Origin of the sequence: Sulfitobacter sp., from assembly GCF_036960155.1 — a bacterium.
Classification (GTDB): domain Bacteria; phylum Pseudomonadota; class Alphaproteobacteria; order Rhodobacterales; family Rhodobacteraceae; genus Sulfitobacter.
Window position 1 is genome coordinate 1,044,123 of record NZ_JBALWB010000001.1, and the last position, 19,106, is coordinate 1,063,228.

The following is a 19,106-nucleotide window of genomic DNA, read 5'->3' on the forward strand; positions in this document are numbered from 1 at the left end:
CCCTAGCGCCGAATGGCTTCGACTTCGCGCGCCATATCCTCGGCCAGCTCATTCAGTTCTGACTGGTCTATGCCTTGGTGCAACTCCAAACGCAGTGCAGTGAGATTGGCCTGATAGCGACGGGCCAGCCGATTGGGATCGGCGTTTTCAAACAGCTCGCCGCAAGCCTTTGCCGCCTCAAATACGTTGGCGATTTCTGTTCGCATTGCGAGAAGGTACTGACGTGACTGCTCTGCGAGAGTTACATCTGTTGACCGCGTATCCACCATTGTTTTGGTTAACATACAGGCCTGTCGAGCTGCATCACCACTTGCTAGCAACGCAAAACCACGCAGATGATCAGCCAAAAACTGCAACGGGGTTTCTGCCTGCTCTGCCTTTCTGCGAAAGAAATCCCTAGAATTCGTAAAGTATCGCTCTAGCGCAAGAAGGTAGAGGTTTTCTTTGCTTTTGAATGCCGCATAGATGCTGCCGGGTTTCATGGCCAGCGCCACCTCAAGATCCTTCAAAGACGTCGCATGATACCCCTTGTCCCAGAACAGGGACATGGCGGCATCCAACGTTTTATCACGATCATATGGAGTGGCGCGGGACATGATATTAGGCGTCTTCTTTTACAATCTGGTTCAAAATACTTGTGTAGTTTTCCACACCCTGTGCACCAGTGACAAGGTGCTGGCGGTCAAAGACTACGGCTGGCACGCCTTGAATGCCTTGCTGAACCCAAAACGCTTCTACATCTCGCACAGATTTGGCGAAACGTTGGTCCTTCAGAACGGCAACTGCTTCGGCGCGGTCCAGCCCGATTTCGCCAGCAACATCTGCCAGAACATCAGCATCAGATAGATCGCGGCGGTGTGTGAAATGCGCGGAAAAGAGAGCCTCTTTGAGGTCCTGTTTACGCTCTAGCTCACCGGCCCAATGCAGCAGTTGGTGTGTATTGAAGGTATTGTGCATCCGAAACCCGTCTTGGAATCCGAATTCGAACCCCAGTTCGGCACCAAGCGCTGTCATGTGCGTGCGGTTTTGTTTGGATTGCTCAGGGGTTGAGCCGTATTTTTCGGCGATATGTTCAGCCCCATCCTGGCCTTCGGCAGGCATATTCGGGTTTAACTCAAACGGGTGCCAGTGAATTTCATGTGACACGCCTGTGGCGTCTAACGCCTGTGCAAGTTGCCGATATCCGATAACGCACCAAGGGCACATAACGTCGGAAATAATATCGATGCGAAGGGGGGAAGATTGAGTGTTCATAACGCCTCCTCAGGCAAAAACCGCACGCTCGCCAGCGAGCCAAAGGCGGAAGTCGTTGATGTCAAACACCAGTGAGACGGTGTTTATGACCAGTAGTAATGTCAAATAGGCACTATAAGCGCCCGTTGCCAGTGGTGGCGAAAAAACAAGCATAAAGATCAATGGCATCCACGCGATGATATGCCCTAGGCCGACCAGCCGCGATAACCCGCCGCAATAGATTGCTGCAATCATACTTAGGCCAATGCCAGCAAACACCAGCGCGGCGATCAAGCCGCCAGAGGGTTGGCTAATAAACGCCAAACTGGCCATGTTTACTGTACTAAGTAGACCCACCCACAGCTTTACCCACAAAGGTAGAACGACGAATGACTGCCAGAAGGCAGTAAAAGGGTCGGAATTATGAGGTGGTTGCATCAAAGTAACTTTCTAGCAAACGGCCCCACGACATGCGCGGGGCCGTTTGTTTGATCTTAGACTTTTTTCCAAGCGAATTTTTCAAATACTTGGTCTACAGGCGTTTGGGCCAAGTGGTTTGTGTAGTTCGAAATGATTTTCTGGCTGTAGCCCAGAATAACCTCAAGGATGTTCCGTTTAGTAAATCCGGCGTCCAAAAACACCTGAACATTTTCATCAGAAACAAAGCCACGGTCACGGACCAGCTGCAGCGTAAAGGTACGCAACGCTTCGAGACGTGCATTTGGCAGAGGTGTTTCGTTACGCAGTGCTTCTGTGATTACGTCGTCCACTTTCATCATCTTGGCGATGCCTGTGTGTGCAGGAACGCAATAGTGGCAGCTGTTTTCAACGTTGATGGACTGCCAGACAACTGTCAGTTCGTCCTTATCAAGGCTGGAATTCATGAAGTGCTTGTGCAGATCTTGATAGGCTTCAAACACTTCTGGTGCTTGAGAGAGTACCGCGTGCAAGCCAGGAAGGCGGCCATTTGCGGCCATGGATTTTGCGATCAGTGGTTTTGATGCTTCTGGCGCGGATTCTGGTGTGTGCGTGGTGAAGGTTGTCATTGGTCTCTCCTAAGATCTTAGTCCGCTCTTGTTGAGCGTTAGCGTCGGTATAGGATGAGTTTGAGCAATCACTCAATAGGAATATTTGAGCAATCACTCAATTGTGAGGTGTGCGACTAGTGTCGACGTACTCAATGCAGGGGAGATGCTTGGAGGAGAGCAGTTCGATCTTCGAAATTCTCTGCTGGGTGCAGGTCAAAGAGCCGCCGGACGCCAAACCAAGTTATTGTACTGCAATATTGTCGATCAATCGCACACCGCCCAGCCATGCTGCCGCTAGTAAGCGAGTTGGCTTATCTGGTTTTTCTACCAGTTCCAGCTTATCTGCTGTTCGCAGGTCAAGGTATTCAATCTCAGAGAATCCCGCGCGTTCGATCCGCTTGATTGCAGCAGCTTTCAGGGAGGCGTGATCTCCGCCGGACAGCAAACCTTCGGCCATTTCTTCCATGGCGCGGTGAAGTTCTGGGGCCCAAGTGCGTGCACGATCTGACAACAGGAGATTACGCGATGACATGGCCAAACCGTCTTCTTCGCGAATGGTTGGACAGCCGATGACTTCTATTGGCAGGTCCAAATCCAATGCCAGCCGTGTAACGACCTGTAATTGCTGGTAATCTTTTTCGCCAAAATAGGCTTTTTTTGCTTGGGTTTGTGTGAACAGCTTGGTTACAATTGTTGCGACCCCGTCAAAATGGCCTGAACGGTGTGCCCCACATAGACTCTGCGTTATTCCTTTTACGGAAACGGTTGTGGCAAAACCGGATGGGTACATCTGTTCGCCGTCTGGTACATAAACAACATCGGCCTTGAGCGAGACTAATTTCCGCGCGTCTTCTTCTTCAGTTCTCGGATAGTTTTCATAATCTTCCGGATTATTGAACTGTTTTGGGTTGATGAAAATCGTCACGATTGCCCGATCACATTCATCTTTTGCTGCTCTGACAAGGCTCAGGTGACCCTGATGCAAGGCACCCATTGTTGGCACAACGCCAACGGTTTCGCCTTTAGCTTTCCAGCCAGCAACAACTTCGCGCAACTCTTTCAAGGTTCGAATGATTGTAGGAGTCATGCCTTTGGCACCTTATCTGAATATACATGTTCCGGCCCCGGAAAGACCCGTGAGGTGACCTCATCTGCATATACCTGCATGGCAGATTTTGCGTCATCACCTAGATGCGCATAGCGCTTTACGAACTTTGCCTTGAAGGCTGTAAACAAGCCTAGCATATCATCCACTACGAGGATCTGGCCGTCACAATTTGCGGATGCCCCGATGCCAATGGTGGGGATCGCAACGCTGCGTGTGATCTGATCTGCGAGACTTTCAGGCACTTTTTCCAACACAACCGCAAAGGCGCCCGCCTCGGCAACAGCATCGGCGTCAGTTATCAATTGGTCGCCTGTGTCGCCACGACCCTGCACCTTATATCCACCTAGCGTATGAATGGACTGTGGCGTTAAGCCGATATGAGCCATTACGGGAATACCGCGTTGGGTCAAAAAGGCGATTGTTGGTGCCATAACCTCACCACCTTCTAGCTTGACCGCTCCGGCACCAGTTTCACGCATCAAACGTGATGCATTCGCAAATGCTTGCTGCGGGCTTTCTTCATAACTGCCAAAAGGCATGTCGATCACCAGCATGGATCGGGTCAGACCACGACGAACAGCTTTTCCATGCATGATCATCATTTCCATGGTCACATCCAACGTTGAAGATAGCCCATGCAGGACCATACCCACTGAATCGCCAACAAGAACAAAATCGCAAATGCCATCCATGACCTCGGCCATAGGTGTTGTGTAGGCAGTTAAGCTAACCAACGGAGCGCCACCTTTTCTAGCTAGAATATCGGCGGGCATGGGGGCGGTTTTGTGGGCTGTCGCACTCATCTTCAATCCTCTTCGAGGCAGGGGCTGACGGTGTTGATCAAGAGATTGAATTTCAACAACATTGGGTTAGGCATAAACCTTACCACAAGCACGAAAGGACGAAACACAGAGGGGGGATTGAATTGTGCGGCAATCCGCTGGATGGGCGAAACCTCGCTAGCTTGTGACAGGGACAAGCTAGCGAGGCCAATCGCGGCGTCTTAGAAGTCGAGGTTTTCGACGTTAAGCGCGTTTTGTTGGATGAATTCGCGGCGCGGTTCAACCACATCGCCCATCAGTTTGGTGAACAAGTCATCAGCTTCGGCCATATCCGCAACCTTGACCTGCAACAACGTACGCGCGTCAGGGTCTAGGGTGGTTTCCCACAGTTGGTCGGGGTTCATTTCGCCCAAACCTTTGTAACGTTGCAGTGACAGGCCTTTTTCGCCCTCGGAAAGAACCGCATTGAGCAGGTCCATCGGGCCATTGATCAATTGGTTGCGATCTTTGCGCACTAACGTTGCAGGCAAATTGTAGACGTCCTGCAGATGCTCTGTGAACGTACCGGATTTGCGTGCTTCGCCACCGCGCAGCATTTTGCCATCTAGGGTGCGTACTTCTTCGACACCGCGCAGAATGCGAGCCAACCGGACGCCGTGATCTTGGGTGATGCGACCCTGCCAGCCTTTTTCGTATTCAAGCGCAATCAGGTTCAGGCGTGCAGCTACTTTATCAGCGACGCCTTGCAGGTCATTATCTACGGCACCGGGTACAAAGGCACCGGCAATCGCTGCCTGCTCAAGGATGTGGCGTGGATAATGGGTCGGGAAAGCTTCTAGGACGCGACGCAGTTGCCGCGCGTGATCAACAACTCGAGTCAAATCCTGACCGCTGATTTCTTCGCCGTTCCCCTGACGCAGCATCGCGCCATCAATGCCCTGTTGAATCAGGTATTCTTCCATTGCGGCCTGATCTTTGAGGTAAACCTCGGATTTCCCGCGGGACACTTTGTAGAGCGGGGGCTGTGCAATATAGAGGTGACCATTTTCGATCAATTGAGGCATCTGACGATAGAAGAACGTCAGCAAAAGCGTTCGGATGTGTGCACCATCCACGTCCGCATCTGTCATGATGACAATCTTGTGGTACCGCAGTTTGTCGATATTGAATTCATCGCGGCCAATGCCCGTTCCCAGCGCCATCACAAGGTTGCCGATCTCTTGGCTACCAAGCATCCGGTCAAAACGGGCACGTTCCACGTTAAGGATCTTACCCTTCAGTGGCAAAATCGCCTGTGTCTGACGGTCGCGGCCTGTTTGCGCAGAACCTCCAGCTGAGTCACCCTCCACAAGGAAGACTTCGGTTTTGGATGGGTCTTTTTCTGAACAATCTTTGAGCTTACCAGCGAGGAAGTTCACATCCATTGCCGTTTTGCGGCGTGTCAGATCACGCGCTTTGCGGGCGGCCTCACGGGCGTGCGCAGCCTCAATGATCTTGCTTACCACGATCTTGGCAATCTGGGGGTTCTCTTCGAACCATTCGGACAGCTTTTCATTCACCAAACCCTCAACCGCGGGGCGCACTTCGGATGACACCAGCTTGTCTTTGGTTTGAGAGGAGAACTTTGGATCGGGCACTTTGACAGACAATACACAGGTCAGACCTTCGCGTGCGTCATCACCAGTAAAGGTAACCTTTTCCCTCTTCGCAATGCCAGAGCTTTGCGCATAGTTGTTAATGGTCCGCGTCAGAGCCCCGCGAAAGCCCGCCATGTGGGTGCCACCATCGCGCTGGGGAATGTTGTTAGTAAACGGCAGAACATTCTCATGGTAGCTGTCATTCCACCACATCGCTACTTCGACGACGATGTCGTCTTTTTCGCCGATAAAGAAAATAGGTTCCGTCAGAATAGAAGACTTGTTGCGGTCAAGATATTTGACGAATTCTTTGACGCCACCATCATAGTAAAGCACGCTTTCTAACGCATCAGTGGGGCGTTCATCGCGCAGGATGATTTTGACGCCAGAATTAAGGAACGCCAGTTCACGAAGGCGCTTTTCCAGCGTTTCAAAAGAGTACTCGAGGTTCGAGAATGTATCGGTAGACGCGAGAAAGCGCACTTCGGTGCCTTTGCGGTCTGTGTCACCCAGAGTTTCAAGGTGCTTGGTGGTATAACCACCCTCAAAACGCGCAACATGCTCTTTACCATCGCGCCAGACGCGCAGTTCTAGCCAATCGCTTAGGGCGTTCACCACAGACACACCAACACCGTGCAGACCACCCGATACTTTGTATGAATTGCTGTCAAATTTACCGCCAGCGTGCAACTGGGTCATGATGACCTCGGCCGCGGAAACGCCTTCTCCCTCGTGTATTCCTACCGGAATGCCACGCCCGTTATCTGAGACGGAAACCGAGCTGTCGTCGTGGATGGTGACGGCAACATGATCGGCGTGACCAGCCAATGCTTCGTCGATGCCGTTGTCCACAACTTCGTACACCATGTGGTGCAGACCTGAGCCATCATCGGTGTCACCGATATACATTCCGGGGCGCTTGCGAACAGCTTCCAAGCCCTTGAGAACTTTGATGGAATTTGCGCCATATTCTTCTGGTGTCTGGTCAGTCTCGGACATTGGTACCATCCTGTTATTCAATCCCCGAAATATACCGTTTTCAGAGGCTAATGTCACGCGAATGACACAAGATTTTGTGTGAAGTTAAGAGGGGAAATTCGAAGGCGCAGAAACGTTGGATACACCGTCTGTTTCGCTCACCAAAAGCGTTTGTGCGCGGGTGCCCATAGCCTGGAAGAGACCATCTTCGGTGCCTGTCATCCAGGCCTGTGCGCCAAGGGCTGCGATCTCGTCATAAAGGGCGGCGCGGCGGTCTGTGTCCAAATGTGCGGCGACTTCATCAAGCAACAATAATGGTGGTGCGCCAAAATCGGCGGCCAACGCGCGCGCATTTGCAAGGATCAATGAAACCAATAGCGCTTTTTGTTCCCCAGTTGAGCAATCGCGGGCGGCCACCCCTTTGGCAGCGTACTCTCCAAACAGGTCTGTACGATGAGGACCAACGAGAGTGCGGCCAGCGGATAGGTCGCGCATACGGCCATCAGAAAGCGCGCTGCGCAAACCCTCAACGCTATCGGGCATGTCACATTCAAGGGTCAGTGTCGCAGTAGGAAAGGACGTTTCCGCAGCATCCTGGGCCTGTGACAAGGCGCGCAATGCATGAAGGCGGTTTTGATGGATGGCAACGCCTGTCTCGCTCATCCGCGCTTCAAGCGCGGCGTACCATGACGGCTCTCGCACCATATCCTTGAGGAGACGGTTACGCTCTCTCATGGCCTTTTCATAGGCGAGTGAAACTTCGGCGTGATCAGGCAGGAAGCTGAGGGTCATGCGGTCCAAAAACCGTCTTCTGCCTTCTGCCCCCTCAATCCACAACCGATCCATTGAGGGGATAAGCCACAACACCCGCGCAATGCGTCCTAGCGCGGTTTGTGGTGCGGACTTGCCGTCAATGCGAACCTGCCGCGCTGCACCTTGTTCAGAAACGACCTCAATCTCGCTGACACCCAATGGGCCGTGCAAGATTGCAGTGATCTTCCAACCTATGCCTTCAGGTCGGCGGGTCATGTCCTGTGCGCTTGCCCGTCGCAGGCCGCGCCCGGGGGACAGCAGAGAGACGGCTTCTAGGATATTTGTTTTTCCGGCACCATTATTGCCGTGGATGGCAACCGGTCGGCCATCCACGTCAATCACCGCCCGTTTATGGGAGCGGAAATGGGACAGGGTGATGTTTGAAAGGAAAAGACCAGCCATCAGCGAGGGCCTTCCATTTTCATACTGTGCCTAGGTGCCATTTTGGGCACATAAAATGTCTTGGTGCAGAGAAGCGATCGGAATTTTATAAAAATCCCAATCCCTTTATACACGCATTGGCATAACAACATATACGGCAGATGTGTCGTTTCCTTCACGCATCAAGGTCGGATCGCCTGATGAGTTGAACAAGAATACAGCATTTTCGCGGTCCACTTGGCTGGCAATTTCCAGTAGGTATTTCGCGTTAAATCCGATCTCGAGGCGTTCGTCGCTATAGGCTACGGCCAGTTCTTCTTCGGCGGCACCGCTATCAGGAGCATTCACAGACAAGATCAGACGATCTTCATCAAGTTGCAGCTTAACCGCGCGTGAGCGTTCGGAGCTAACGGTTGCTACACGGTCAACAGCACGCGCAAAATCTGCCGCATCAACTTCGAGTTTACGTGTGTTTCCCTGCGGGATGACACGCGTATAATCGGGGAATGTACCGTCGATAACTTTGGACGTTAGGGTGATCTGTGGTGTGGCAAAACGGATTTTCGTCTCAGACACGGAAACGGCGATTTTCATGTCGTCGTCTTCAAGTAACTTGCGCAGCTCACCAACAGTTTTGCGTGGTACGATCACGCCGGGCATGTCGGCTGCATCTTCTGGCATGTCCGCATCAATACGGGCCAAACGGTGGCCATCAGTTGCGACACAGCGCAACACCTTAGCGCCATCACCATCTGCGATGTGCATGTAAACACCGTTGAGATAATAGCGCGTCTCTTCGGTGGAAATTGCGAATTTTGATTTGTCGAACAGGCGGCGTAGTACGGCAGCACCTGCTGAGAAATTGGATGCATACTCGGATGATGCCATCACAGGAAAATCTTCCTTGGGCAATGTCGCAAGCGAGAAGTTTGAGCGGCCAGCTTCAACCGTTAAGCGACCAGCAGCAGTGTCAGCGGTCAAGGAAACCAGCGCACCATCAGGAAGCTTACGCACAATCTCATGCAGCGTGGTTGCGGCAACGGTTGTTGCGCCTGCGCGTTCAACTTGCGCCGGTGCTTTGTCGACGACCTCGATATCTAGATCAGTAGCGCGGAAAGAAACATCGCTGCCTTCTGCTTCGATCAGGACGTTCGCAAGAATTGGAATTGTGTTGCGCCGTTCAACCACGGACTGTGCCTGTGAGACGGCCTTAAGCAACGCGGCGCGTTCGATGCTGAATTTCATATACCTATCTCCATTATGCAGGATTGAGAGCCGTCAAAGTACCCGCTTCACGGCCAATCACAAGGCTTAACGAACCTGATACGAAAAAGGCGACCCCCTGAAAGGCCGCCCTGTGGCATCGCTGCATCTTTGAGGCGCTTTAGGCCTCTAATGCACGGCGCAAAAGCTCAAGATCTTCGGCGATTTGCCCGTCAGATACTTTCAACTCTTCGATCCGCTTAACACCGTGCATGACTGTCGTGTGATCACGACCGCCAAACCGGCGACCGATTTCAGGCAAGGAGCGGCTGGTCATGTGTTTGCACAAATACATCGCAACCTGACGCGGGCGTGCGTAGCTGCGCAAACGCTTTGGCCCGATCATGTCGGACAGGCGGATGTTGTAGTGATCAGAAACCTTACGTTGAATCTCTTCGACTGTAATTTTTCGCTCAGATGCGCGTAGAACATCAGCGAGGCAATCCTGCGTCAGTTCCATATCAATGCGTCGGCCAACAAGGGACGCAAAGGCAAAGAGACGCGTCAAAGCACCTTCAAGAACACGCACATTGGTGGAGATCCGGTGCGCAAGGAACTCAAGGATACCATCATCCATCTCGAGTTCAGGGTAGGATGCGCGGTGGATGTCTACTTTGGTCTGAAGGATGCCAAGGCGCAGCTCATAATCTGTTGGGTGTAGATCGACGACCAAGCCACATTGTAAACGCGATTTAACACGCTCTTCCAGGTCTTTGATGTCTTGTGGTGCGCGATCTGCTGATATGATGATCTGTTTGTTTTGATCCACCAGCGCATTGAACGTGTGAAAGAACTCTTCTTGGGTGCTGTCTTTGCCTGCAATGAACTGGACATCGTCCACCATCAGTACATCGACGGTGCGGAAGATTTCTTTGAAATCCATCATCTTGCGATCGCGCAATGCTTGAACAAAACGGTACATGAATTGTTCAGCAGATAGATAAAGAACGTTTAGTTCTGGTTTGCGAGTCTGAAGTTCTTGGGCAATGGCGTGCATCAGGTGTGTTTTACCCAATCCTACACCACCGTACAGAAACAGCGGATTGAAGGTGACGGGGCCGCCTTCGGCAACGCGGCGTGCTGCAGCATGGGCCAATTCGTTTGGTTTACCGACAACAAAAGTATCGAATGAAAAACGTCTTTCCAGAGGGGCGGTGTAACGGGTTGCTGTGGCAGGTGCCTTTGGAGCGGCAGAACGGGGGGCGGTGATGGCATCTGTCTGGCGTGTAACAGGTTTTGGCGTTTTGCCTGCAACTTCAAAGTTCAACCGCGATAGCGTAGCGTTAACGGCTTTCATCTCATGCAGGATGAGATCGGAAAAATTCTGGCTGACGTAGTTTCCAAAAAAGGTAGTGGGAACATGAACCGTTGCAATGCCAGCCTGAAGCTCGCCAAGCGCTAACGGATCAATCCATGTTGTGTAGTTATTCTGCCCGACTGTCTTAAGAAGCCGTTGTTTGACGTTGCCCCATTCGTCTCGTGTCATTCTTTACCTACCACCATCAATTATGTCGCCAAAGCGACAACCACCAAACCAGTCTTTGGACAAAAGGAGGCCGTACCGGGTCCCAGCGGAAACCGACCTTGTCCTTAGACTGTTAATATGATGCGAACAAACCTGAGATGCGCATTTGCGCCAAAACAGATTGAACGACATCGTCCTGATATTGTGACAGGCAGATGTGCTGGCAGCATCATCTGCAATTCTACTCAAGTGCCCAGCGTGGACATTGAGAGAAACCTTCAAAACCGAATTTCACTTCTAGCAAAATGATCTCGGTGCGTCGGGTCTGTCCCCCCGCGATGTGAATCGCTCACCCTTCGTAGCAAGGTGGGAGTGTGCGGTTCAACTGATCTTATTTGTTGACTCTGAGTTTGCAGAAAAAGAATCTCACGGCCCTGTGAAAGAGGACCCTAAAACAACACAGGCGCCACCAATGGTGACGCCTGTGCAGAAAAGTCTTTTGCCCGATTCTTTAGGCGATCGCTTTGACCCGTGCGGCCAGACGCGACATTTTGCGTGATGCAGTGTTTTTATGGAAAACACCTTTTGTCACGCCGCGCATCAGCTCAGGCTGAGCTGCGCGCAATGCGGCAACTGCGTCGTCTTTAACGCCAGATTCGATCGCTTCTTCGACTTTGCGGATATATGTGCGGATACGTGAACGACGTGCTTTGTTAATCGCAAAGCGCTTTTCGTTCTGACGTGCGCGTTTTTTCGCCTGTGGGGTGTTTGCCATGAGGATCATCCTATTAATTCGGTTTATGTCAAAGCGCGACGCCAAACCCAGACTGGATAAAACCCAGATAGGTGATTCTAGCCAGAGCGGGCTGCACGCGCATGTATGAGGAGGCCTATAGCGGGGATTGGGGGCGGTTGTAAAGATAGGCGTGATGCAACGCAGTGAAAGCCATCCTAAAACGTATTTTTTCTGCTTTCTTAAGGTAAGGACCGTCTTGGCTGCCTTGCGAGCAAAGAGCGCAATCTCGGGCACTGCGAGGCCGTAGATTTGCCTGATAAGCCAAAATGTGCTAAAAGTTGCTTCATTAAACTCTGACTAAATGAGGTAGCCAATTATGACTGGCCGAATCCTTAGTTCTAACGTTTTGGCGCTTTTTATTATTTTTATGTTAAGTTTTCCTGTCAAATCAGCGGAAATTTGTGCCGATATCGACCATCTGTCTTGCTTCACTTCCACTAAGTGCATGCTGATCCAAGATCTGGATGAAGGGCCCTATCATTGTGCCGCGCCGACGGACCAATGCCAGGTTCAATTCAGGCAGGGATTTTTGTCGGCCTCGGGATTGAGTATCGAATTGGAACTTGGCCTTAAGATTTCCGCAGCTTGTGAGGCACGTGAAGGATGTGAGTACATCCCTATGGGTAAGTGTTTTTGCCCTCCAGGAGTTGTTTGTTTTTGTGGCGGTGGCACACCACCAAACTGCCTCACTAAGGACGCACAAAGCGTAACCGAACCGTCCCTGAAGATACGAAAGAAATGAAAGGACGTTTTGATATGCTCAAACAATCGCGTCTGTTTAGTATTGCCCTGACAATAGCCTTGCTAGTTCAGCCGCTATCTTTGGGCGCCCAAGGTTACCCCCCAAACGCAGGTATTCTGGCTGTCGCGCAAAAAGACGGTGAGATGGTGGTAGTCGAGGAATTTCCTGCTCGGCCAATCGAAGTATTCGCCTCCCTAGCGGCATCTATCGCGCCGCGCGAAACTCATAATCAACGTTACCGATCCCGTCCAGTGTCCCGTCCCGCCGTGTCGATCGAGCAGACTGACGCTGCGCGCGATTGGGCGCATAGTACACTTCAAGCCGCTGCCAGCACCTTTGCCAGTCTACCAGAATACGATGCCCAGAGTGACGCGCAAAAACAGATAGACTCTCGGACCAGAACGCAAATTAGCTTAGCGCTTGATATTTTGGTTGGTGTCGGGAGGCCGGAGGATGCAAATCGACTTTACGCAGCGGCAAAATCACGCCTTTTTGGAGATGATCTATACGACGCATTGATGAAAAATGTGGCGGTGGATATTTGGCAGCTGTGGGATGTCGTGGTGGGCAGCCCAATGTCGGAGGATTTTGCTTGGGCCGATCCAGCAGATATAGAAACCTACAAATTGGCAGAGCGGTTGGCCGTAACTGGATACCGTCCTGCCATTGACTACATTCATCAGGTTGTCGCTGTCGAACGTCGTCACGAAGCCAATTCGAATATTAATGCGATGACGGCTTTGCCCTACCTGTTTCTTGAGCGCGATCCCGAGACGGATGCGCTGTTTCGTGACATACTTACAAATTACAATACACATATCGCAGCAGCATTGAACGATGTCGCATATAACCTTGTCATGGATGGGATCCCGGTCCGTGCGGCAGGGTGGCTGGCATTTGTTTACCTCGCAGGAGAGCAAGGCCCAACGCCAACATTTCTTTTGCCTCAATGGAACAGCTTTTCGGCGCGCCAGGCCTCTCGTTTGTTGGCGCGACCCGAAGACTACCTGCGGCATATACTTGGCTTAACGACGCAAGATTATTTCGGCATAAAATTCAATGACACAGACCAAATTTTCTGCACAGCTTTGAGCGACCGTGACTGGTTCGATAAAAACGAAATTACAGAGCGGTTTTCGGCAATGGTTCAAGACTATATTGACGAAGTTGCGGAGGGTGATCGACGGACCCAATATGCTGCAAATTCCCGCCTGATTTGGAATGCTGCACACTGGTGCCATCCTTCCTATGCAAACATGGACACCTTAGGCCGTGATGATCCCTACGCTATCCCCGGATGGTTGCACGGTTTCACTTTTCGGTTAGAGGATTGGATGAAGAAAAATGATAGTATCCAGCCCCGATTTTACCCAACCTATTCTTTTGATCCTGCTGATCCAGTTAAGTTTTCCAATGTAATTACTGCAGCCGAATGGCCCGACCGCGAGGGTATTATTTTGCGGCAGGCAAGCGTAAAAGCGGCCCATCAAAACGTCGTCAGCCCGTTTGCGGCGACAACTGACACACGGTTTGCTGTTGGCCCTTTCTCCGAACCCGACAGTACGGGCATTTGGATTGCGACTCGATTGGAACTACAGCCCTTCGCCGAAGATGGTGGTTTGTTGTTTGGCCTTGATATCGAAGCCAACGTGCATGTTGAGAATGCATTGGCCGAGAAAATCTCTGGCCGATTAGACCAGATCGATGGTTATCTTGCGGATGGGGCTCTTAAGTTGATCCGTTCAGTTAGTTTGCGGACAGGGGATGCGGTTGTTCCACTTGATCTGCTCGAAACCCTTGAGGATGGCCTTCACATCTATGCCACGCCGGGCGCTGTCGAAAATGCGGGCGGTCTCATTGTCGATGTTACCCTTGGAGGATTGGGTCCTGAATGGACCGTTTCCTTTCCGTTGGCTGACAGCCCTTTTGGGTTTCGCGCAAGATATTATGACGGCAGTCTCGCCGCGCATATCGTGGCGGGATCAGAATAAGTTCAATGCATTTCAGCAATAGGACCTTTTAAAATGCGACACGCTTTTTTTGGTTTATTCATCGTTTCGTTTGGCGCGTCTTTTTGCGCCCTGTCACCTGCGCAGGCGCAGGTTAAAGATTGCAGTTATAATTTGCAGGAAATTCAGACGTTTGAATTGGTGTTTGAATATGTTCCCGCACCGCGCAAGCAAGTATTCAAACGCAAAGGGCCTAGGGTTGCACCGCCAACGCCAAAGGGCGGTAGTTCCATCACTGAGGCGTTGCAGAACCGTGTCACCGAACCTTTGAAAAACATGAGTACGGGAAATGACGGCGAGACCAGTGAAATAACAACGACCACTAAATCCGCGCCAATCCTGCTGCTCTACAGGGTCTCACCCTATTATGACAATGCGTCGTCACTTGGGCTTTATGTTCAACCCTTGGAGCCAACCGGAGCAGGGCAGCTCACAGCGGCGGAGGCCAAAAAGCTGGATAAAGAATTCTTTAACATGAAGAACAATTTGCAGGATTGGCGGCTTGATCTGAATACACCCTCTCCTGACAGCAAACGATACCTTGATCGTATCAATGCAGACGGCTCGATCCAACTCGACGTGGCGATGGCATTTGGCAAAATGTCTGGTGGATCACATTTACGGTCTAAGGGACTTACAATCATACACAATCCTGCGGTGGGTTATGGTGGTCCAAACGGGAACGTTGCGATGCCGGGCAAGAAACAGGCGAAATCCTTGTATGATTTCGTTCGGACACTGAAAAAGAGGATTGATACCCGGGATGCCGTGGCCGGTAGCTTTAAGAAACAATCGCGGGACCTTAAGGCTAGTGCGGAGCAATGCAAAAGCTTGCAGCCCGCGCACGACCAACTTGCACGCGCCACCGCAGCCATCGAAAAGGTAGCGGCGGCGCAAGGTGCTATCGATCCTATCGCTAACGAGATCGCAGGTCTTAAGGTTACTCAGACCCAACAACTTTCTGAATTGGCTGCAAAGAAGAAGGCTGTTGGCGAAATGGTCCGATATGTCCATGACAAGGGTCAAATTGAAACCTCCCCAAAATTTGGAGAAAAAGGGACCTTTCAAAAAGGCGTTCCATTGGAGGATTCCATTGCTGATTATGTAGGGCGCGTATCGGCCATTGAAGATAGTTTTGAAAACAACGCGGGCCTGAGCCGCCGCGAAGTTAAACAAGCGATAGCAAACAACAGTGCGCACCGTAATTATAGTAAAAGATTGAAGGTGCTGTTGGCAGAACGAGATCGGTTTGACCGGGTTGTACGTGCGCCAAAACGGGCGGAAATCGCGCAACTTGATGGCCAAGTAACACAGATTCAAGCGACGATTAAGGGGGCTGAAAGACGCCTTGGCATAGCGCAGGATACTTTGGCTGCATCCTTGGGTCAGCTGCGTAAAGAAGCAAATGCCCTACCAAAAACGGATGGGTTGAAAAAAGCCAACACTCAGATGGCGACGTATCTTGAGGATGCATACAATGACACGCCTATCTTTGCTCAGCGGGCATTGAAAAATGCGCAATCTGCTAACTCAAAAGAGATCGACGCATGTATTAGTTCAATAGAAGATCAGATGACGCAATTGGCCAAGACCAAGAATGCCTTGGCTTCATTGGTAAAAGACGTTGACGCATTGCGGGGTGCTGCGCTTTGTGCAGCCGGGCAAGAAATGGCGAAGCTTCGCGCATCAGGGGCGACAGCGGGGCCATTGATGCGTGGTTTTAAAACCTTTGTTGATGGCATGAAAAAGACCTCTTTGCAGTCAATTGCCAAAGAGGATGAACTAAAAACACGCACAGGCAAAGGGCCAGATCCAACGTTATTCAGGGTCGCCGACCTTTTTGATGCCGTTGACAGCGCTACGGAATTTATGGCGTGGAACGAAGATATGGGAAATTTAAGAAAACGGGGATGGTCTGACTTTAGTAAGGATTACAAAGACGCCAAAGGGAAATTGGGGACTGCCACCAATGCAACTAATGTTCTCGTAAAGCTTGATGGGTTTTTGAACGCTTTGGAAAACAACGACCCACAATTTGTGGGCCAAGCTGTAGGCGTTGGCGGCGCTGTCGCGAGTCTGGGCGGCTTGAGCGTACTTGGTCCCTATTTAGGGTACATTGGTTCCGGGTCAGAAGCGGTCATCAAGAAGGGCGTCGACATTCAAAAACAAATTAGAGAACGGGATGCGAAATTGCTTTTGCCAAACCCGTCCAAGGTTTTGTATTCGCGCGAACAAATCGGCAAAGAGCTGACCCGGCAAGAAAACGAGCTTAATAAAAAAGTACGAGACCAGATGGCGTTAGAATATCAGGCTTTGCGACTGGGTCGCCTTATGGCTGATTAAGACGGTTGCGTGTCGACATCTGATAGAGGACCTTTGATATCATCAACTGAATAGTATCAAAGGCCGCACTGCATCCATCTAGTAATGGCAGTCAGGCTCACCGATCGCGGAACTGCGCTTCTCGTTTTTCTAGGAAGGCGCCCATGCCTTCTTCTTGGTCTTCTGTTGCAAAAAGGGCGTGGAACATGCGGCGCTCAAACAGCAAACCTTCACGCAAAGGAACTTCATATGCGCGGTTCACTGATTCTTTGACAACCATCACGGAGATCATAGATTTCTCAGCGATTTTCTGGGCTGCGCCTAAGGCTTCTTCCATTAATTTTTTCACGGGAACAACGCGAGAGGCAAGGCCGGAACGTTCGGCCTCATTAGCATCCATGAAACGTCCGGTGAGGTTCATGTCCATCGCTTTTGACTTACCCACAATGCGCGTTAAACGCTGGGTGCCGCCAATGCCTGCAACAACACCAAGGTTGATTTCAGGTTGGCCAAATTTTGCAGTCTCTGAACAGATGATAAAATCACACATCATCGCCAGCTCGCAGCCACCGCCCAGCGCATAGCCTGACACTGCAGCGATAATAGGCTTGCGAACTCGCATGATTTGATCTGTTTCGGGTGTGAAAAGATCGCCCGAGAATGCATCGACAAACGACTTTTCTTTCATCATCGCGATGTCGGCACCGGCAGCAAATGCCTTTTCCGAACCTGTCACAACGATGCAGCGCACTTTGTCATTTTCCTGACAGCTTTTCAGGCAGTCTGCCAACTCGCTCATCAATTGATCATTTAGCGCATTCAGCGCGTCAGGACGGTTCAGCGTGACCAAAGCTACGTGATTGTCGACGTCCAGAATGATCGTTTCATAAGCCATGTGTGCGGCCCTTTTGTTGTTGCTCAGACGCTAGTGCATACCATGGCGGTGATAGGGTTCAAGTTATCTTTGACATTTAGGACAGTAGAAAGAGGATCGCCCCGATTGCGCAACCCGTGTGATTATGCCGGAACAAGCCTCTCGGCGGCACGGTTCACCTTCCCTTCCGTAAACGTCAAAAGAATGTTGAAAATATCCAAGCTCTCCATCGGCTTGCCGGAAATCTTTCAAAGAAGAGCCACCTGCTTCAATAGCCTCCTCAAGCACCGTTCTAATGATGGGAACCATGGCGCCAACACGTGCTGTGGCAATCTGGCCCGCCTTACGCTTTGGGCTAATATTTGCTCGAAAAAGAACCTCACAGACATAAATATTGCCCAATCCAGCAACAATTCGTTGATCTAACAGGGCGGATTTCACGGGGGTGTTGCGATCTTTGAAGGCCTCAATAAGAATCGACTCGTGAAAATCGTTGCTGAGAGGCTCTGGTCCCAGAACCGCCAATAGCTTGTGCTGTTCAGCGGTAGCCGTCTCTAACAGGTCCATCGCGCCAAAACGGCGGGGGTCATTAAAGGTAATTCGTGCGCCGCTTTCCATGTGAAACACCACATGATCGTGTTTTTGAGCGGCGGGGTGGTCATGCGTAAATTGGCCAAGGGGATCACCAGAAATGAGCATCCGCCCAGACATCCCTAAATGGATCAACAATGTCTCGCCCGAACTTAGGTCTGCAAGGATGTATTTTGACCGACGCCGCAATCGTTCAACACGTTGCCCTGTCAGCCGCTCCGCCATATTCTCGGGGAATGGCCAGCGTAAATCGGGGCGGTTCACATCCGCTTGTTCGATGACTGTACCTTCCATCACCGGGGCTAACCCTCTGCGGACGGTTTCAACTTCAGGAAGTTCGGGCATCAAAGCACCTTTTTGGCTTGGTTGCTGTAGTGATTGGTCATCATTCGCAGTTTAGGGTCATCCTTGGACAAGCGCTCTAGCAACTGGCGATAGCCTGACATCCGTGCAACTATTCTAAGGCGTCTTCCGTCGGAAAAGTATACATAAATCCCTCCCGCTATTGTCTTGCGAATGGGCTTAACGTTGTCGATTTCAGACAGGGGTCCTATGAAACGGTTTCTTAGAAGCGATGTTCTTTCAATTCTATCAGAGAACAGAGTGATGCGGGTAAACGAAAGCCATAGCATCCAAAACCCTAAGGCGCTGAAGGCCAACATGATACCAAAGACAAGCCAGTCTTCTGTTGAAATATCGGGCTTTGATAGCACAACCATCCAATAGAATAACGCACCTCCACCGAAGAAAAGCAAAGAATAAACAGCAACGCGTAAAAGCTTGATTGGCTTCATGACCAGAACTGTCCGCAAGTCGTGATCTTGCTCAATGGCGTCAGTGACCCAACCTTCATAGTTAGCTTTTGCAGCGCTCTTTGTCCCTTTGGCAATGAATCTCCATTTGATCCAAATCAGCACGCATCCAAAAATGAAAACCGGAAAGAAAATGGTCGGCCCATCACGCGCCGCGCGATAGATTGATGTCAGCGTATCTAGGATACCGCTTAAGTGCTCCATATTCCGTGTCCTTTTGGGCTGCGTCAAATGGCAGTTTGCACCTCCCTACTTGAGGCTATATCTGCAAA

16 protein-coding genes are annotated in these 19,106 nt (G+C 51.0%); 2 read left to right on the top strand and 14 right to left on the bottom strand.

Features of this window, described 5'->3' with window-relative positions:
• Window positions 1-2: 2 nt before the first annotated feature.
• The 11 genes from V7775_RS05245 to rpsT form a co-directional block, all read right to left on the bottom strand.
• Entirely contained in the window at window positions 3-596 is a 594-nt protein-coding gene (locus V7775_RS05245; protein ID WP_335750797.1) for a TetR/AcrR family transcriptional regulator, read from the bottom strand.
• Window positions 597-600: 4 nt separating this feature from the next.
• Window positions 601-1,254: a DsbA family oxidoreductase gene (locus V7775_RS05250; protein WP_335750798.1), complete on the bottom strand. Its 654-nt coding sequence runs from the start codon at window positions 1,252-1,254 to the stop codon at window positions 601-603.
• 9 nt (window positions 1,255-1,263) lie between these two features.
• Window positions 1,264-1,566 carry a hypothetical protein gene (locus V7775_RS05255; RefSeq protein ID WP_335750799.1) on the bottom strand — a complete coding sequence of 101 codons (303 nt, stop codon included), beginning with the start codon at window positions 1,564-1,566 and terminating at the stop codon, window positions 1,264-1,266.
• Between the two features lie 161 nt (window positions 1,567-1,727).
• Complete coding sequence (locus tag V7775_RS05260; RefSeq protein WP_335750800.1) at window positions 1,728-2,279, bottom strand: carboxymuconolactone decarboxylase family protein; 552 nt, start codon at window positions 2,277-2,279, stop codon at window positions 1,728-1,730.
• Between the two features lie 223 nt (window positions 2,280-2,502).
• Window positions 2,503-3,348, bottom strand: a complete 846-nt coding sequence (gene panC, locus V7775_RS05265) for a pantoate--beta-alanine ligase (protein WP_335750801.1) — start codon at window positions 3,346-3,348, stop codon at window positions 2,503-2,505.
• Window positions 3,345-4,172 (bottom strand): 3-methyl-2-oxobutanoate hydroxymethyltransferase, encoded by an 828-nt coding sequence (gene panB / locus V7775_RS05270; protein ID WP_335750802.1) that lies wholly within the window; start codon window positions 4,170-4,172, stop codon window positions 3,345-3,347. The genes panC and panB overlap by 4 nt, the downstream gene beginning before the upstream one ends.
• Window positions 4,173-4,372: 200 nt before the next feature.
• Window positions 4,373-6,787 (bottom strand): DNA topoisomerase (ATP-hydrolyzing) subunit B, encoded by a 2,415-nt coding sequence (gene gyrB / locus V7775_RS05275; protein WP_335750803.1) that lies wholly within the window; start codon window positions 6,785-6,787, stop codon window positions 4,373-4,375.
• Window positions 6,788-6,871: 84 nt separating this feature from the next.
• Complete coding sequence (recF, locus tag V7775_RS05280; protein ID WP_335750804.1) at window positions 6,872-7,981, bottom strand: DNA replication/repair protein RecF; 1,110 nt, start codon at window positions 7,979-7,981, stop codon at window positions 6,872-6,874.
• Between the two features lie 105 nt (window positions 7,982-8,086).
• On the bottom strand, window positions 8,087-9,205 hold the full coding sequence (gene dnaN / locus V7775_RS05285; protein ID WP_335750805.1) for a DNA polymerase III subunit beta: 1,119 nt from the start codon (window positions 9,203-9,205) through the stop codon (window positions 8,087-8,089).
• A gap of 139 nt (window positions 9,206-9,344) precedes the next feature.
• On the bottom strand, window positions 9,345-10,709 hold the full coding sequence (dnaA, locus tag V7775_RS05290; RefSeq protein WP_335750806.1) for a chromosomal replication initiator protein DnaA: 1,365 nt from the start codon (window positions 10,707-10,709) through the stop codon (window positions 9,345-9,347).
• A 490-nt stretch (window positions 10,710-11,199) separates the two neighbouring features.
• Window positions 11,200-11,463, bottom strand: coding sequence for a 30S ribosomal protein S20 (rpsT, locus tag V7775_RS05295; RefSeq protein ID WP_335750807.1), 264 nt, complete (start codon window positions 11,461-11,463; stop codon window positions 11,200-11,202).
• A gap of 777 nt (window positions 11,464-12,240) precedes the next feature.
• Here rpsT and V7775_RS05300 point away from each other — a divergent pair.
• Together V7775_RS05300 and V7775_RS05305 are read left to right on the top strand one after the other, a co-directional pair.
• Complete coding sequence (locus V7775_RS05300) at window positions 12,241-14,217, top strand: hypothetical protein (RefSeq protein WP_335750808.1); 1,977 nt, start codon at window positions 12,241-12,243, stop codon at window positions 14,215-14,217.
• Between the two features lie 33 nt (window positions 14,218-14,250).
• The gene (locus V7775_RS05305) at window positions 14,251-16,578 is read left to right on the top strand and encodes a hypothetical protein (RefSeq protein ID WP_335750809.1); all 2,328 of its coding nucleotides are present in this window, start codon (window positions 14,251-14,253) and stop codon (window positions 16,576-16,578) included.
• Between the two features lie 97 nt (window positions 16,579-16,675).
• Here the strand turns inward: V7775_RS05305 and V7775_RS05310 are convergent, their stop codons facing one another.
• The 3 genes from V7775_RS05310 to V7775_RS05320 form a co-directional block, all read right to left on the bottom strand.
• Window positions 16,676-17,452, bottom strand: coding sequence for an enoyl-CoA hydratase (locus tag V7775_RS05310; RefSeq protein WP_335750810.1), 777 nt, complete (start codon window positions 17,450-17,452; stop codon window positions 16,676-16,678).
• Between the two features lie 63 nt (window positions 17,453-17,515).
• Entirely contained in the window at window positions 17,516-18,367 is an 852-nt protein-coding gene (gene mutM / locus V7775_RS05315) for a bifunctional DNA-formamidopyrimidine glycosylase/DNA-(apurinic or apyrimidinic site) lyase (protein WP_335750811.1), read from the bottom strand.
• On the bottom strand, window positions 18,367-19,065 hold the full coding sequence (locus tag V7775_RS05320; protein ID WP_335750812.1) for a hypothetical protein: 699 nt from the start codon (window positions 19,063-19,065) through the stop codon (window positions 18,367-18,369). The genes mutM and V7775_RS05320 overlap by 1 nt, the downstream gene beginning before the upstream one ends.
• Window positions 19,066-19,106: the final 41 nt, after the last annotated feature.